Below are 15,673 nucleotides of genomic sequence, written 5' to 3' on the forward strand. Positions count from 1 at the left end.
AGGGCCGTCCAACCCCGATTCAGTTCAGCGGGGGTTCCAGCGGTATTCGTTTTCCGGCCTGCCGGGGGTGCCATAGCGGGCGGTCCGCGAAACAGTGCCGGCATCGGCAAGGTATTCGAGGTAGCGCCGCGCCGTCACGCGTGACATGCCCAGGGCGTCCATGACTTCAGTGGCAGACACTGCTTCCGGCTGCCGGCGAAGAAACTCCTGGACGGAGCCCAGGGTCGAGGTGGAAAGGCCCTTGGGAAGCGGGAGTTCGGACGGCGCCCTGAGGCTGGCAAAGGCCCTGTCCACTTCACTTTGGGACGCACCGCCCTTGCCGGGACCGCCGCTGGAACCACCCAGTTGCTGGCGGAACAGCCGGTAGTTTTCGAGCTTGTCGGAGAACGTGGCGAACGTGAAGGGCTTGATCAGGTACTGCACCACGCCGATTGCCACCGCGCTGCGGACGATCGCCAGTTCACGCACAGCGGTGATGGCGATGATGTCCGCGAGGATCCCCGCCGAACGCATCCGCCGGGCGATGTCCAGGCCATGCAGGTCTGGCAGGTTCATGTCCAGCAGGACCAGTTCCACAGGCTGTCCCGCGGCCACGAATTCGTTCAGCAGCCGCAGGGCAGACTGGCCGTCCGGGGCAGTTCCGGCCAGCTCGAATCCTTCCAGCCTCCCCACATAAGCGGCGTGGGCTGCCGAAGCGATGGCCTCGTCTTCTACGACGAGGACCCGGATGTTGCTCACTGTCTCTGCTCCTTCTCCGCGGACGCTGCGGGCAGGAATACTTCGAACTTGGCGCCGCGCCGGCCGTTGATGGCCAGCGTACCGCCCAAACGCTGCACAGCCTGCCGGACCAGCGCAAGGCCGATGCCCCGGCCTCCGGGCCCCGCCGGCTTCGTGCTGAATCCGTGCCGAAAGATCTTTTCCGTATCGGCGGGGTCGATGGGCGTCCCGGAATCGTTAACGGCGATGTCCAGGCCTTCGTCGTCGGCCTCCAGGGTCAGTTCCACACGCCGGGGCGGCGGTGAATCAGCGGCGGCGTCGATAGCATTGTCCAGCAGGTTGCCCAGGATGGTCACCAGGTCCTGGACGGCCACCCCGGGTGCCGTGCCGGAACCCAGAGTGGACACGTTCAACTGGACGCCGCGTTCGTGCGCTTCGGCCACCTTCCCCATGACCAGTGCGCCCACCACCGGTTCATCGATCGAGCTCACCATGTCATCCGTCAACTGCTGGCTCAGGGCCAGGTCCTGGGTGGCAAAGTCCAGGGCCTCCCCGGTCCTTCCCAGTTCCAGGAGCGAAACCATCGTGTGCAGCCGGTTGGCGTGTTCGTGGGTCTGGGCGCGCAGGGCGTCGGACAGGGTCCGCATGGTCTGCAGTTCATTGCCCAGCGCTTCGATCTCAGTCCGGTCCCGGAGGGTGGCCACGGTGCCGTACACGGGGACTTTTCCGCGCGTCCCGTGGGACTCAGGCCCCCGGGCCGGTCCCTGGTTGACCACCAGCACGCGGGAATCGGTCAGGACCATCTCGTCCTTGGTGGTCCGTCCGGATTCGAACAGGCTGCGCAGTTCCTCGTCCAGGGGAAGGTCCGCCAGCGATGGGGGCCGGGTGGGGTCATTGCTGCCCGTGTCCGCCAGGCCCAGCAGTTCGGCGGCCTGGTCGTTGTACATCACCACGCGCTTGCGCGCATCGATGAGGATCAGTCCTTCACGGACCGAGTGCAGCACGGATTCGTAGTAGGCGAACAGCTGCGCCAGCTGCTCAGGACCCCAGCCCCTGGTTACCCGCCGCAGGTACCTGCCCAGCAGCCACGACGCCAGGGAACCGCCTACCAGGAGGGCTATGCCAACGGCCAGCAGGACGGGAAGACGCCCGGCGAAGGCAATATCGACGCTGCGGACGGTGACACCCACCGCCACGAGCGCCTTGACCGTCCCGGCGGAATCCTTGACCGGGACAATCGTCCGAACGGACGGGCCCAGCGTCCCGGCCGTGACTTCGGTGAATGGCTGGCCCCGGAGCGCGGTGTCAATCGATCCGATGTACGGCCGGCCCAGCTCCTCGTCCCTGGGGTGGGTCCAGCGGGTACGGTCGGGGGCCATGATGGTGACGAAGTCGACGTGGGCCGCGGTGGTCACATCCCTGGCATACGGCTGCAGGAGGGTGGACGGGTCCGGTGTGGCGGCAGCCTGGAGCACCAGGGGATTGGCGGCGATGGAAGCGGCAACTCCTTCCATCCGGCGGCCGGCCTCGTCATAGGTCCGGTCCCGGGCATCCACGTAGGCGGCGGTTCCCACAATGGCGATAAAGGACACGACGATCAGCAGGTTGGCCAGGAACAGCCGGCGGGCGATACTCCAGCGGTGGATCATGCCTGCCTCTCGTTGTCCCTGCGGATGCCGCGACCAATATGAACGCAACGGTGAGCTGGATCACGGCGTAGCCAATGATGGATATCACACCGCAAGGACGTGATGAGCCCAGAGACTGTGCCCCAGCGTCTATCAGATTATCCATAAGGAGACACATCATGGCTTCTCAACGAGGAGAGTCCCTTGACACCGTGAAGACGCGGCGCAAAGGCCTGGACAAATCGCACTACCTTTACATTGCCGTCATCGTCGCCGTGATCCTGGGTGCAGCCGTCGGCCTGCTGTTCCCGGAAGTCGGCAAGTCCCTCAAGCCCCTGGGTGACGGGTTCATCAAGCTCATCAAGATGATGATCGCCCCGGTCATTTTCTGCACCATCGTCCTGGGCATCGGCTCCATCGCCAAGGCGGCCACCGTCGGTAAGGTCGGCGGTTTGGCCCTGGGCTACTTCGTCGTCATGTCCACCTTCGCCCTGGCCATCGGCCTTGTGGTGGGAAACATCATCCACCCGGGTGAGGGCCTGAAGCTGACGCCGTACGACCCCAACAAGAAGGCCGCCACGGACAGCACCGTGGACTTCCTGCTGGGAATCATTCCCGGCGACGTTCCCGTCCTGCCCACCCTGCTTGCAGCTATCCTGGTTGGCTTCGCACTGCAGAAGATGGGCGCCCAGGGTGCCCCCATCCTCAAGGCCGTCAGCTACGGCCAGGCTCTCGTATTCCGCATCCTGATCATGATCATGTGGCTGGCCCCGGTAGGCGCCTTCGGTGCCATCGCCGCCGTCGTCGGTGCAACGGGCTTCCAGGCAATCATCAGCATGTTCACCCTCATGATTGCCTTCTACATCACCTGCGCACTGTTCATCGTGGTCATCCTCGGCGGACTGCTTCAGGTAGTGGCCGGCGTCAACATCTTCAAGCTCATGAAGTACCTGGCCCGCGAATACCTCCTCATCTTCTCCACCTCATCCTCCGAAGCTGCCCTGCCCCGCCTGATCGCAAAGATGGAACACCTGGGCGTCTCCAAGCCCGTCGTCGGCGTCACCGTCCCCACCGGCTACTCCTTCAACCTTGACGGTACGGCCATCTACCTGACCATGGCCTCGCTCTTCGTCGCCAACGCCATGGGAACCCCGCTGGACCTCGGCGCGCAGATCTCGCTGCTGATCTTCATGATCATCGCCTCCAAGGGCGCCGCCGGCGTGACCGGTGCCGGCCTGGCAACCCTCGCAGCCGGCCTGCAGGCCCACCGTCCCGAGCTGCTGGGCGGCGTGGGCATGATCGTCGGCATTGACCGGTTCATGTCCGAGGCCCGCGCCCTGACCAACTTCACGGGCAACGCGGTGGCCACCGTCCTGATCGGCACCTGGGTCAAGGAGATCGACGGCGGCCAGGTGGGCCGGGTGCTCTCCGGCGAAGAACCCTTCGACGAAGCAACCATGATGGTCCACCACCACGGCGAGATGGCTCCCAAGGAAGAGGGCGCACGCGAGGCCGCAAAGGCCTAGCCACCACCCGCACACCTCACCAAACCGCCCCTGCAGCCATGCTGCGGGGGCGGTTTCGCGTTCCCCGCCACATCAACCTTCGACCTCAGCTAGAGGGTCAAGGCTCAACATTCGCGGAAAGTCAAGTTCCGTCGAATACCGTGTCGGGCGCTGTAACCTAGGGAGCAGAACGAACGGCGCTGGTGAGCCAGCGGCAGGAAATCACCGTCATCGAAAGTGTGGACAGATACGTGAGCAGCGAACAGGGTTCAGCAACTCTGGAGGGCACGGAATTCGACCTGGAAAACGCGGTGATGGGGCCCACCGGGCGCCCATACCGGGAGTTCCCGGAACCCGCGCCGCTGCCCTCCCACGGTCCGGCCCGCGTGATCGCCATGGTCAACCAGAAGGGCGGCGTGGGGAAGACCACCTCCACCATTAATCTCGCCGCAGCGCTCGCCGAGTACGGCCGCCGTGTCCTGCTGGTGGACTTCGACCCCCAGGGTGCGCTCTCGGCCGGCCTGGGCGTCAACCCGCATGAACTGGACCTCACCGTGTACAACGTCCTGATGGACCGCAAGGTGGATATCCGCGACGCCATCCACCACACCGGCGTGGAGAACGTGGACCTGCTGCCGGCCAACATCGACCTCTCCGCCGCGGAAGTCCAGCTGGTCAACGAGGTTGCGCGCGAACAGGTCCTGGACCGTGCGCTCAAGAAAGTCGAAGACGATTACGACGTCGTCCTCATCGACTGCCAGCCCTCCCTGGGCCTCCTGACCGTGAACGCCCTCACGGCAGCCCACGGCGTCATCATCCCGCTCATATGCGAGTTCTTCGCCCTCCGCGCCGTGGCGCTGCTGGTGGAAACCATCGACAAGGTCCAGGACCGGCTGAACCCGCGGCTGCAGGTGGATGGCGTGCTGGCCACCATGTACGACGCACGGACATTGCACAGCCGCGAAGTGATCACCCGGCTGGTGGAGGCGTTCGGCGACAAGGTCTTCGAAACCGTCATCAAGCGCTCCATCAAGTTCGCAGACGCCACGGTGGCCGCGGAGCCCATCACCAGCTATGCCGGAAACCACGTGGGCGCCGATGCCTACCGCCGGCTGGCCAAGGAGCTGATCTCCCGCGGCGGCGCACCCTAAGCACGCCGTGGCCGAATCCAAACCCGGCTTCGAGGTGCGGCTGGCCAACTTCACGGGTCCGTTCGACCTCCTCCTGGGACTGATCGCCAAACACCAGCTGGACATCACCGAAGTGGCCATCGCCACCGTCACGGATGAATTCATCAAGTACATCCGGAAACTGCAGCAGCTCGGCGAGGAATGGGCACTGGACGAGGCGAGCGAGTTCCTGGTGATTGCCGCAACTTTGCTGGACCTCAAGGCAGCGCGGCTCCTTCCAGCCGGCGAAGTGGAGGACGACGAGGACATCGCCTTGCTGGAGGCGCGGGATCTCCTCTTTGCCCGGTTGCTGCAGTACAAGGCCTTCAAGCAGGTGGCCGGAATCCTGGGTGAAACCCTGCACCAGGAAGGCCGGCGCTTTCCGCGGCAGGTGGCCCTGGAGGAGCACTTCGCGGCGATGCTCCCCGAACTGGTCTGGAAGCACACACCGGAGCAGTTCGCCGCGCTGGCCGAGGCCGCGCTCCGGCCTAAAGCGCCTGCCCAGCCGCCCCAGGTGGCACTCGGACACCTGCACGGCAGCACCGTCAGCGTCAAGGAAGAAGGGAGGATGCTGGGGCTTCGCCTTCAACGGGAGTCGCCCCAGACTTTCCGTTCCCTGATTGCCGACGCCGATTCAACCCTGGTGGTGGTGGCCCGGTTCCTGGCCCTTCTGGAACTGTTCCGGGACCGGGCCGTCGCGTTCGACCAGCTGTCCCCACTGGCCGAGCTTGCCATCCACTGGACTGCCGAAGGCCGGGACTGGTCTGCAGAAAACCTGAGCGAAGAGTATGAGGAGCAGCCATGAACCCCAAGCCGCAGGAAGGGGCGCCCCTGGAGGACCTGGACCACGGGAGCGACTTTGACGATCTCCCGGGCGGAGCCAAGGCTGCCCTCGAAGCTGTCCTCATGGTCCTTGACGAACCAGCCACCGAGGAGGAGCTGGCTGCGGGAGTGGGGCTGACGGTCGATAGCGTCCGCTCGCTTCTGGCAGAACTGCAGCGTGAGTATAACGGCTATACTGTTAAAGCCCCGGAGATGGAGGATGCCAGCCACGCCGGCATTGGTTCCAGCCCCCGGGGTTTTGAATTGCGGAACATCGCCGGTGGCTGGCGGATCTACTCGCGCACTGAGTTTGCCGACATTGTTGGCAAATATGTGCTTGAAGGGCAGACGGCCAGGCTTACCCAGGCGGCGTTGGAAACACTGGCAGTCATCGCGTACCGCCAGCCCGTCTCCCGGGCCAGGGTGTCTGCAATTCGCGGTGTCAATGTTGATTCCGTCGTACGGACGCTGGCCCAGCGCGGGCTGATCGAGGACGCGGGAATCGATCCCGAGTCCGGCGCAATCCTCTACCGGACCACCTCCTATTTCCTCGAACGGATGGGAATCAGTTCTGTGGGGGACCTGCCCCAGCTGTCGCCGCACCTTCCGGGGCTCGACGGGATCGCAGAGTTCTACGACGCCGGGACGATGTAGGCAGGCGCCCTGCCGGCACCTGTCCCATCAGCAGGTTTTATCAGGTTTTTTATCAGGGCAGACGAAGTCTGCACGGCTGGCTAGGGTTGTCCTTGGACATCTTTGCCGGCCAAAACACATTGAAGGACGGGTCATGACACAGGCGGGACGCCAGGGTTCACCACGTAACGGTTCGGGACGCGGCGGGAACGAACGCAGCAATTCCCAGCAGCGCAGCACACAGGGCGGCGGCTTCAGCGGAGGCTCCCGCGGCGGAACAGGCAAGCGCGGTGCAGGTTTCGGCGCGGACCGGCCGCACCGCAGCCCCAAGCCGCGCGAGGAACGCTTCATCGACCCCGATCTCGCGGGGGACCAGCCGGGACGTCCAGCTGAGGATGCCCGCGGCGCCAAGCCGTCGTCGCGGAAGCCCGCTGCCCGGAAACCCGGCGCCAAGAAGGCTCCTGGAACTCCCGGCGCCCTCAAGCCCAAGCCCCGTACCGGCACTCCCGGGGCAGCCGCTTCGCGTGCCTTTGGCAGCGAACGCTTCGGCCAGAACCTGGGCCCGGTCCGCAAGCCAGGCCGGAAGAAGGGTCCGCGCGGCAATGTTCCGCAGTCAGAACTCCACGATGCCGACGGCGTGCGCCTCCAGAAGGTCATGGCGTCCGCAGGAGTGGCGTCCCGGCGCGTCTGTGAAGAGATGATCGCCGAGGGCCGCGTCGAGGTGGACGGCCAGGTGGTCACGGAACTCGGCATGCGCGTGGACCCCAAGACCGCCGTCATCCACGTTGACGGCCTGCGGATCCAGCTGGACGAGAACCTGGTCTACATGGTGTTCAACAAGCCCAAGGGCGTGGTGTCCACCATGGAGGACCCCGAGGGCCGGCCCTGCATCAGCGACTTCCTGAAGAGCAACAAGAACACCGGCGAACGCCTCTTCCACGTGGGCCGGCTCGACGTCGCCACCGAAGGCCTGCTGCTGCTGACCAACGACGGCGAACTCGCCAACAGGCTGACTCACCCGTCCTACGAAGTCCCCAAGACCTACCTGGTGCAGGTGCGCGGGCCGTTCCCGCAGGGCGTCGGCGCCCAGCTGAAGTCCGGCGTGGAACTGGAGGATGGCTTCGCGAACGTCGACTCCTTCCGCCTGGTGGACTCCACCCCGGGCCACGTGCTGATCGAGGTTGTGCTCCACTCGGGCAAGAACCGGATTGTCCGCCGCCTCTTCGACGCCGTCGGTTTCCCGGTCCAGCGGCTGGTCCGCGTCAAGGTGGGCCCCATCGGCCTCGGTGACCAGCGCCAGGGCAGCATCCGCAACCTGGGCAAGCAGGAAGTCGGCCATCTGCTGGCATCCGTAGGACTCTGACGCATGTCGGCGTTCAAAAGCCAGGGCCGCGGCCACCTGGATGGGCCGGTGGTGGTGATTGGCACCGGGCTGCTGGGCACCAGCATCGGGCTGGGCCTGCGCGGGCGTGGCGTACCGGTCTTCCTTTCCGACCCCTCACCCACCAACCAGGCGGTGGCGGTGGACATCGGTGCCGGGCGTCCCTTGGCCGACCTCGGGGACGCCAAGCCCCAGCTTGTAGTGGTCGCCGCTCCGCCGGATGTCACCGCGGACGTCGTGTACAAGGCGCTCGCTGATTACCCGGCCGCCGTCGTGGTGGACATTGCCAGCGTCAAGGCGGACATCCTGGCCCGGCTGCGCAGCCTCGGTGCCGACCTCACGCGCTACGTGGGCACCCACCCAATGGCCGGGCGGGAAAAGTCGGGTCCGGTAGCCGCGCGCGGCGAGCTGTTCACCTCCATGCCGTGGGTGCTCTGCCCATCGGAGGAAACCTCCGGCGCTGCCCTTCAGGTGGCACGGTCGCTCGCCTCGGACCTGGGGGCAGTGGTCTCGCAGTTCACGGCGGACGAACATGATGAGGCGGTCGCCCTGGTGTCGCACCTTCCCCAGGTCATGTCGTCCCTGCTGGCCAGCCGGCTCCAGGGAACGCCGCTGCATGCCCTGTCGCTGGCCGGCAACGGCCTGCGCGACGTCACCAGGATCGCCGCGAGCGACCCCACCCTGTGGGTGCAGATCCTGGGCGGGAATGCGGCCAAGGTCGTCGGGATCCTTTACGGCGTCCGCGAGGACCTGAACCGCCTCATCGGAACGTTGGAACAGCCCACGGCACCGGGAGCCCGGCTGGACCTGGCGCAGCTGATCAGTGAGGGCAACGCGGGGCAGGCCCGGATCCCCGGCAAGCACGGCGGGCCGCCGCAGGCATACTCCTGGCTCACCGTCCTGGTGGATGACAAGCCCGGCCAGATCGCGCAGCTGCTCACCGAAATCGGTGAAATCGGCGTGAACGTCGAAGACCTTCGGCTGGACCATTCCTCCGGACAGAACGTTGGCATGGTGGAATTGTCTGTGTTGCCGAACAAGCACGACCACCTGATCGAAGCTCTCAACGACCGCGGATGGCGGGTACTTCAGTAATGACACAGGAACTCCTCGAAACCATGCGCGCGTTGCGCATCGGGCGGCCGCTGGTGGTCGCCATCGACGGACCGTCAGGTTCCGGTAAATCCAGCGTGAGCAAGGAGGTCGCCCGCAGGCTGCGGCTGGCCTACCTTGACACCGGAGCGATGTACCGCGCCCTTACCTGGTACTGCGTAACGCAGGGCATCGACCTTGATGACGGCGCGGCCGTGGAACAAGCGTCCAGGGACTTTGTGCTGGAATTGAGCACCAGCCCGCAGGAGGAATACGTCCGGGTGGGCGGCGTGGACGTCACCGACGCCATCCGTGAGCCGGAAATTTCCTCCGCGGTCAGCTCCGTGGCCACCACCCTTGGTGCCCGCACGGAACTCATCCGCCGGCAGCGGGACCTCATCGAAAAGCACCACCGCCGCATGGTGGTGGAAGGCAGGGACATCACTACCGTCGTCGCGCCCGGAGCCGAGGTTCGCATGCTCCTCACCGCCAGCGAGGAAGCCCGCCTTCGCCGCCGGGGCATCCAGCTGGGCGGGACGCAGAACGCCGAGCAGCTGGCAGCCCAGGTGACCCACCGGGATGCCAGGGACTCAACCGTGGTGAACTTCACCCAGGCCGCTTCCGGGGTGGTGACGCTGGACTCCTCGGACCTGGACTTCGAGCAGACCGTCAACGCCGCGCTCGTGATCGTCACCAAGGTGCTCAACCGTGACTGACGCCGGGGCGGCCCTGCCGTCCGGCCTGACCATGGCGTGGAGCAGGCCGGTGGGCTGGATCCTGGACCACCTGGTCTACCGGACCACCGTGACGGGCAGGAGCAACGTTCCCACCGGCGGGCCGGTAATCTTCGCCGCCAACCACATCAGCTTCCTGGACGGGCCGGTCATGTTTGGTGCGGCACCGCGGCCCATGCACATCCTGGTGAAACAGGAGATGTTCAAGGGTTTCCTGGGCCGGGTGCTCACCGCTTCCGGGCAGCTTCCCGTGGACCGGCGGGGGGACCGGGCGGCGCTGCAGCGCTGCAAGGACATGCTCGACGCCGGACGCTGCGTTGGGATTCTTCCCGAAGGGACGCGGGGGAGCGGCTCAGCGGCGGACATCAACGGCGGCGTGGCCTGGCTGGCATTGAACTCCGGGGCCCCCGTTGTTCCGGTCGCCATCCTGGGTACCCGGCAGGGCAATGAGCACCTGGACTTCGTTCCGCGGCCCGGGCGGCGCTTCCACGTCAGCTTCGGATCAGCCCTTACCCTGGCCCGCCGGGCCGGCGAAAGCGGGCGTGCTTCAATGGACAGGGCGGCGCAGGACATCCGTGCAGCGCTGGCAGGGCACGTCCAGGACACCATCCAACTCAGCGGGCAGCCACTGCCCTTCGCTGACCACAACGACTTGACAGCAGTAGCCGGGGACGCCGGCAGATGACCACTAAGGACAGTGCAATGAGCGACACCACCCAGACTTCCGGGCATTCCGGCGCCGAGGACGAATACACTCCCACAGGCGCGGACCAGGTTGCCGAACGGCTGGCGGCAATTGGCGACGACGAAGCGGAGCTGCGTGCCGCCTCGCTCCGGGCCGGCCTCGAGGACTACGAGCTTGACGAGGACGATGCCGCGCTGCTGAGCGGGGAGTACGGCGACGAGGACTTTGACGGCCCGGTCAAGCTTGATCCCGTCCTGGCGATCATCGGGCGGCCGAACGTGGGCAAGTCCACCTTGGTTAACCGCATCCTGGGCCGCCGCGAAGCCGTGGTGGAGGACACCCCGGGCGTCACCCGCGACCGTGTCATGTACCCAGCCAACTGGAACGGCCGCAACTTCACCCTGGTGGACACGGGCGGGTGGGAACACGACGCCCGCGGCATCCACGCCCGGGTTGCCGAGCAGGCCGAGATGGCCGTGGAACTCGCCGACGCCGTGCTCTTCGTGGTGGACTCCGCCGTTGGCGCCACCGCCACCGATGAAGGCGTCATGAAGATGCTGCGCCGCAGCAAGAAGCCGGTCATCATGGTGGCCAACAAGGTGGACGACTTTGCCCAGGAAGCCGACAGCGCGGCCCTGTGGGGCCTCGGTTTCGGCGAGCCCTACCCGGTCTCGGCACTGCACGGCCGCGGGGTGGCCGACCTCCTGGACCACGTCATGGAGGTGCTGCCGGAGTTCTCCACCATCGAGGGAACCGACCGTTCCGGCGGTCCCCGCCGCATTGCCCTCATTGGCCGGCCCAACGTGGGCAAGTCCTCCCTGCTGAACAAGCTTGCGGGATCCGAACGGGTGGTGGTGGACAACACCGCCGGAACCACCCGCGACCCTGTGGACGAATTCATCGAACTCGGCGGCCGCACCTGGCGGTTCGTGGACACTGCCGGCATCCGCCGGCGCCAGCACATGGCCCAGGGCGCCGACTACTACGCCTCGCTCCGGACCCAGTCCGCCCTCGAAAAGGCTGAGGTCGCCGTGGTGCTCCTCGCCGTGGACGAGGTCCTCAGCGAACAGGACGTCCGCATCCTGCAGCTGGCCATCGAGTCCGGCCGCGCGCTGGTCCTGGCCTTCAACAAGTGGGACCTGCTGGACGACGAACGCCGCCGCTACCTGGAGCGCGAAATCGAGCAGGACCTGGCACACGTCGAATGGGCGCCGCGGGTCAACATTTCGGCGAAGACCGGCTGGCACAAGGACCGCCTGGTCCCTGCCCTGGACCTTGCCCTGGAGAACTGGGACAAGCGCATCGCAACCGGCCGCCTCAACGCCTTCCTGGGCGAGCTCGTGGCTGCGCACCCCCACCCGGTCCGCGGCGGCAAGCAGCCGCGCATCCTCTTCGGCACCCAGGCCTCCAGCCGGCCGCCGAAGTTCGTGCTCTTCACCACGGGCTTCCTGGACCCGGGCTACCGCCGGTTCATCACCCGCCGCCTGCGCGAGACCTTCGGATTCGAAGGCACGCCGATCGAGGTCAGCATGCGTGTGCGCGAGAAGCGCGGCCGGAAGCGTTAATTGCGACACACCTTGGGGCTGATCGCCGGAAAGTGTCACAGGCACCGCTCCGGATCGTGTAAGCTCTTCTAGGTGGTTCGGCCGGACTGCTGATGAAAACCCTAGGGTTGAGTTCAGCGGAGAACGGCGGAACCAACGGGCTGTAGCGCAGCTTGGTAGCGCACTTGACTGGGGGTCAAGGGGTCGCAGGTTCAAATCCTGTCAGCCCGACCAAAAAGCCGCGGAAACTCAAGGGTTTCCGCGGCTTTTGCGTTTCTGGAATTTGTACCAGCCAGCGAAAACCCATCAAAAACCGTATGTTCCCCGTGGTTGCCCGGTTAGCCGAGGGCGGCGTCGAGGGTGACGAAGCCGTAGCCTGCCGCCCGGAGCTGGGAGATCACCTCCGGGAGGGCCGCGGCGTCGAGCGTAGAACCGTCGTCGGGGTTCGAGCCGAGGTGCATCAGGACGATCTCCCCGGGCTGCGCGGACGCCATGACTCGCTGGACGATGAAGCCCGGGCCCCGCGTTCCGTTCATGGTGCCTTGCCAGCCCAGGGTGTCAACGGTCCACCGGATCGGAACGTAGCCGGCGGCGTTGGCGTCTGCGATCGTGCGGGAATCGCGGGCGCCGAACGGGAAGCGGAAGAACGGGAGGGGGTCGCCTCCAGCGGCCTCGATGGTCCTCTGCGCGCTGCTGATCTCGGCCATGATCTGGGCGTCGGTCAGGGTCGTGAAGTCTGGGTGGGTCATGGAGTGATTGCCGATCCGATTCCCCGAGTTGTAGATCAGCGCGGGGTCGGAGGGGAACTGGTTGACCCAGTTTCCGGTGAGGAAGAACGTGCCTGGGACGCCGTTGGCTGCGAGGGTGGCGAGGATCGATCGGAGGCCGGCGTCGTTGGCGCCGGCGTCGAACGTGAGTGCGACAACCTTCTGGGTGGTTGGAATGCGCTCGAGGTCCACGCCCAGGAGCGCCGCTGGGATGCTGGTGTAGATGACCTCGGTCCTGCCGCTGGCCGCGTGCCACAGGATGGAACCGTGCTGGAAGTCGTTACGGCGCCCGCCCGTGATGCCGTACTCGTCGGTGAGCGGGAATCCGAGTACGCCAGACGATCCGCCGAGCTCCAGATAACGTCCTTGGATCGAGCCGTGCACCTCGTGCGCTCCGCTGGCGGGGCTCCAGTAGATCGTGCCGCCGGCGAAGTTGTTGTACCGGCCCGGGGCGCCGGGGGTGGTGGTCTCGTCGGTGAGCGGGAAGCCCAGGAAGCCGGCCGGGCCGCCGAGCGCGAGATAGTGTCCGTGGATCGAGCCGTGTACCTCGTGCGCTCCGGTGGCGGGGCTCCAGTAGATCGTGCCGCCGGCGAAGTTGTTGTACCGGCCCGGGGCGCCGGGGGTGGTGGTCTCGTCGGTGAGCGGGAAGCCCAGGAAGCCGGCCGGGCCGCCGAGCGCGAGATAGTGTCCGTGGATCGAGCCGTGTACCTCGTGGGCTCCGGTGGCGGGGCTCCAGTAGATCGTGCCTCCGGCGAAGTTGTTGTACCGGCCCGGGGCGCCGGGGGTGGTGGTCTCGTCGGTGAGCGGGAAGCCCAGGAAGCCTGCGGGGCCGCCGAGCGCGAGATAGTGTCCGTGGATCGCACCGTGTACCTCGTGGGCTCCGGTGGCGGGGCTCCAGTAGATCGTGCCGCGAGCGAAGTTGTTGTAGCGGCCCGGGGCGCCGGGGGTGGTGGTCTCGTCGGTGAGCGGGAAGCCCAGGAAGCCTGCGGGGCCGCCGAGCGCGAGATAGTGTCCCCGGATCGCACCGTGTACCTCGTGCGCTCCGGTGCCGGGGCTCCAGTAGATCGTGCCGCCGGTGTAGTCCTGGGCGCGGCCCCCGGCGATGTCGTACGCGCTGCCGACTGGCGTGCCGAGGAACGACCCGCTGCCGCCGAGCTGCTCATAGTGCTGGACGATCGTGTCGTCGCCGGCCTGCTCGACCACCATCGGCGCCGGAACGCTTCGCTGCGCAGCCACCGCTGATGCGGCGGCCGCGGGCGGTCCCAGTGCTGTGCCCCCGAGGCCACTGCCAAGGGCGAGTGCCAAGGCCATTCCGAGGACGGCGGGTCGAGAGTAGCGCATTGTGACCCCTTGGTGCTGATCGAGAGATGCGAGCCTTGGCTAAGACGCTACGCCCCAGGGGCATGCCCGGGTAGGACCGGAAGTCCCGACCGCAATCCGATCACCCGCGGCGCTGCCGCGGGACTACGTGGGTATGCCGGATCTTCCTACTTCAGGAATTTGGACGTTCTTCGGTCCGCCAGGATCTTGCCTTTCGTCTGGCAGGTGGGGCAGTACTGCAGGGCAGTGTCCGCGAATGAGACTTCCCGTACCGTGTCGGCGCAGATGGGGCAGGGCTGTCCGGTCCGGGCATGAACCCGCATATGGCTGCGCTTAACGTCCTTGAGGTCCTTGGGCGGCTTGCCGGCTGCCTCCGCCAGTGCTTCGCCCAGCACGCTGTGGATGGCGTCGTACAGTACCTGCACCGTCTCCCGGTCGAGGGATTTTGCGATGGCGAAAGGCGAGATCCGGGCGGCGTGCAGGATCTCGTCGCTGTAGGCGTTGCCGATGCCGGCAATGACGCTCTGGCTGCGCAGGAGTCCCTTGATTTGCTGGGAACTGGCGGCGAGGATCTCACCCAGCATGTCGACGTCGAACGCTTCAGTGAACGGGTCCGGACCCAGGGTGGCGATGCCGGGGACCTCCTGGGGGTCCCGCACGATGTAGACGGCGAGGCTCTTCTTGGTGCCCGCTTCCGTCAAGTCCAGGCCACGCGGCCCCTCCGGACCGGAGAAGGCAGCGCGGACCGCGATGAGGCCCTTGCCCATCCGGAGCTGGCTGCCGGCGGGGGAGTCCGTAAAGCGCACCCAACCCGCGCGTGCCAGGTGGAACACCAGGGAAATGCCGTCCGTGTCGATGCTGATGAACTTTCCGAACCGGCGGACGCCGGCCACGGTACGGCCTTCGATGGCGTTGAAGGGCGGGTCGGCGGTCTTGAGCACTGCAAAGGAGACAATCTGCAGCTTCGACACAACGCAACCCCGGAGCTGTTCGTCAAGGAACGCGGCCAGGCCGGCGACTTCAGGCAGTTCCGGCATGGCCTACCTGCCCTGTCCCCGCGATGCCGCACCAGTGCTTGCACTCATGGGTCCCATCTTGTCAGAAGGGCCCGTGCCCGCCCCGGCACATGTGCCTATACTTTCAGCGGCGGCCCGTTTTGCGGGCCCCTTTTGACCTTTGCGCGTACCCCGATGAAAGGCCCCCCATGAGCAACATTCCCGAAGACCTGTCCTACACCGCCGAACACGAGTGGGTCACGGCCCCCAATGCCGACGGCGTGGTCCGCGTGGGAATCACCGATTTTGCCCAGGACGCCCTCGGAGATGTCGTTTACGCCCAGATGCCCGAAGTCGGCACGAAGATTACGGCAAACGAAGTGGTGGGTGAAGTTGAGTCCACCAAGAGCGTGAGCGACATCTACGCACCCGTTTCCGGCGAAGTGGTGGCCCGGAACGACTCCCTGGACAGCGATTCGGCCCTGATCAACACTGATCCGTACGGCGACGGCTGGCTCATCGAGGTCAAACTCGCCGAACCTGACGCCGTTGAGTCCCTGCTCAGTGCATCGGAGTACGAACAACAGGTAGGCTAAAGCCAACCGGTATTTCCGGTCCGGCCCCGCGCCGCAGGCAAAGCGTCTTCGCACGTCAGCCCCGGATCGGGTGCCGGTGCCGGAC

General features: G+C 66.2%; 13 protein-coding genes, 1 tRNA gene and 1 pseudogene. 11 read left to right on the forward strand and 4 right to left on the reverse strand.

The window, feature by feature from the left end; all coding sequences use genetic code 11:
- Nucleotides 1-24 precede the first annotated feature (24 nt).
- The gene (locus FBY33_RS12810) at nucleotides 25-738 is read right to left on the reverse strand and encodes a response regulator (RefSeq protein WP_142030895.1); all 714 of its coding nucleotides are present in this window, start codon (nucleotides 736-738) and stop codon (nucleotides 25-27) included.
- The gene (locus tag FBY33_RS12815) at nucleotides 735-2,366 is read right to left on the reverse strand and encodes a sensor histidine kinase (protein ID WP_142030896.1); all 1,632 of its coding nucleotides are present in this window, start codon (nucleotides 2,364-2,366) and stop codon (nucleotides 735-737) included. The genes FBY33_RS12810 and FBY33_RS12815 overlap by 4 nt, the downstream gene beginning before the upstream one ends.
- A gap of 158 nt (nucleotides 2,367-2,524) precedes the next feature.
- Here FBY33_RS12815 and FBY33_RS12820 point away from each other — a divergent pair, with 158 nt between their 5' ends.
- The 10 genes and pseudogenes from FBY33_RS12820 (at nucleotide 2,525) to FBY33_RS12865 (ending at nucleotide 12,144) form a co-directional block, all read left to right on the forward strand.
- A complete protein-coding gene (locus FBY33_RS12820; protein WP_142030897.1) occupies nucleotides 2,525-3,871 on the forward strand; it encodes a cation:dicarboxylate symporter family transporter in 1,347 nt (448 codons plus the stop codon).
- Nucleotides 3,872-4,101: 230 nt separating this feature from the next.
- Nucleotides 4,102-5,001 (forward strand): ParA family protein, encoded by a 900-nt coding sequence (locus tag FBY33_RS12825; protein WP_142030898.1) that lies wholly within the window; start codon nucleotides 4,102-4,104, stop codon nucleotides 4,999-5,001.
- A 7-nt stretch (nucleotides 5,002-5,008) separates the two neighbouring features.
- Entirely contained in the window at nucleotides 5,009-5,824 is an 816-nt protein-coding gene (locus tag FBY33_RS12830; protein WP_142030899.1) for a segregation and condensation protein A, read from the forward strand.
- Nucleotides 5,821-6,495: an SMC-Scp complex subunit ScpB gene (scpB, locus tag FBY33_RS12835; protein WP_142030900.1), complete on the forward strand. Its 675-nt coding sequence runs from the start codon at nucleotides 5,821-5,823 to the stop codon at nucleotides 6,493-6,495. The genes FBY33_RS12830 and scpB overlap by 4 nt, the downstream gene beginning before the upstream one ends.
- Before the next feature lie 133 nt (nucleotides 6,496-6,628).
- Nucleotides 6,629-7,837, forward strand: a complete 1,209-nt coding sequence (locus tag FBY33_RS12840) for a pseudouridine synthase (RefSeq protein ID WP_142030901.1) — start codon at nucleotides 6,629-6,631, stop codon at nucleotides 7,835-7,837.
- Nucleotides 7,838-7,840: 3 nt separating this feature from the next.
- Nucleotides 7,841-8,950, forward strand: coding sequence for a prephenate dehydrogenase (locus FBY33_RS12845; protein WP_142030902.1), 1,110 nt, complete (start codon nucleotides 7,841-7,843; stop codon nucleotides 8,948-8,950).
- A complete protein-coding gene (gene cmk, locus FBY33_RS12850) occupies nucleotides 8,950-9,663 on the forward strand; it encodes a (d)CMP kinase (RefSeq protein ID WP_142030903.1) in 714 nt (237 codons plus the stop codon). The genes FBY33_RS12845 and cmk overlap by 1 nt, the downstream gene beginning before the upstream one ends.
- Before the next feature lie 31 nt (nucleotides 9,664-9,694).
- Nucleotides 9,695-10,373: pseudogene (locus FBY33_RS12855) on the forward strand (lysophospholipid acyltransferase family protein).
- A 10-nt stretch (nucleotides 10,374-10,383) separates the two neighbouring features.
- A complete protein-coding gene (gene der / locus FBY33_RS12860) occupies nucleotides 10,384-11,931 on the forward strand; it encodes a ribosome biogenesis GTPase Der (RefSeq protein WP_142030904.1) in 1,548 nt (515 codons plus the stop codon).
- A 136-nt stretch (nucleotides 11,932-12,067) separates the two neighbouring features.
- Nucleotides 12,068-12,144: transfer RNA gene (locus FBY33_RS12865), tRNA-Pro, on the forward strand.
- A gap of 104 nt (nucleotides 12,145-12,248) precedes the next feature.
- Here FBY33_RS12865 and FBY33_RS12870 read toward each other — a convergent pair.
- Together FBY33_RS12870 and FBY33_RS12875 are read right to left on the reverse strand one after the other, a co-directional pair.
- Nucleotides 12,249-14,018 carry a polysaccharide deacetylase family protein gene (locus tag FBY33_RS12870; RefSeq protein WP_142030905.1) on the reverse strand — a complete coding sequence of 590 codons (1,770 nt, stop codon included), beginning with the start codon at nucleotides 14,016-14,018 and terminating at the stop codon, nucleotides 12,249-12,251.
- 146 nt (nucleotides 14,019-14,164) lie between these two features.
- Nucleotides 14,165-15,034 carry an Fpg/Nei family DNA glycosylase gene (locus FBY33_RS12875; RefSeq protein WP_142030906.1) on the reverse strand — a complete coding sequence of 290 codons (870 nt, stop codon included), beginning with the start codon at nucleotides 15,032-15,034 and terminating at the stop codon, nucleotides 14,165-14,167.
- Nucleotides 15,035-15,201: 167 nt separating this feature from the next.
- On the opposite strand from FBY33_RS12875, the gene gcvH reads away from it, so the two are divergent.
- Nucleotides 15,202-15,588: a glycine cleavage system protein GcvH gene (gene gcvH / locus FBY33_RS12880; RefSeq protein ID WP_018763524.1), complete on the forward strand. Its 387-nt coding sequence runs from the start codon at nucleotides 15,202-15,204 to the stop codon at nucleotides 15,586-15,588.
- The last annotated feature ends 85 nt before the right edge of the window (nucleotides 15,589-15,673 follow it).

Source organism: Arthrobacter sp. SLBN-112 (assembly GCF_006715225.1).
GTDB lineage: Bacteria > Actinomycetota > Actinomycetes > Actinomycetales > Micrococcaceae > Arthrobacter.

Coding starts and splice junctions, on each gene's coding strand:
- FBY33_RS12815 (WP_142030896.1), bottom strand. CDS start 2,366: ATGATCCACCGCTGGAGTATCGCCCGCCGGCTGTTCCTGGCCAACCTG.
- FBY33_RS12845 (WP_142030902.1), top strand. CDS start 7,841: ATGTCGGCGTTCAAAAGCCAGGGCCGCGGCCACCTGGATGGGCCGGTG.
- cmk (WP_142030903.1), top strand. CDS start 8,950: ATGACACAGGAACTCCTCGAAACCATGCGCGCGTTGCGCATCGGGCGG.
- der (WP_142030904.1), top strand. CDS start 10,384: ATGAGCGACACCACCCAGACTTCCGGGCATTCCGGCGCCGAGGACGAA.
- FBY33_RS12870 (WP_142030905.1), bottom strand. CDS start 14,018: ATGCGCTACTCTCGACCCGCCGTCCTCGGAATGGCCTTGGCACTCGCC.
- FBY33_RS12840 (WP_142030901.1), top strand. CDS start 6,629: ATGACACAGGCGGGACGCCAGGGTTCACCACGTAACGGTTCGGGACGC.
- scpB (WP_142030900.1), top strand. CDS start 5,821: ATGAACCCCAAGCCGCAGGAAGGGGCGCCCCTGGAGGACCTGGACCAC.
- FBY33_RS12820 (WP_142030897.1), top strand. CDS start 2,525: ATGGCTTCTCAACGAGGAGAGTCCCTTGACACCGTGAAGACGCGGCGC.
- FBY33_RS12875 (WP_142030906.1), bottom strand. CDS start 15,034: ATGCCGGAACTGCCTGAAGTCGCCGGCCTGGCCGCGTTCCTTGACGAA.
- gcvH (WP_018763524.1), top strand. CDS start 15,202: ATGAGCAACATTCCCGAAGACCTGTCCTACACCGCCGAACACGAGTGG.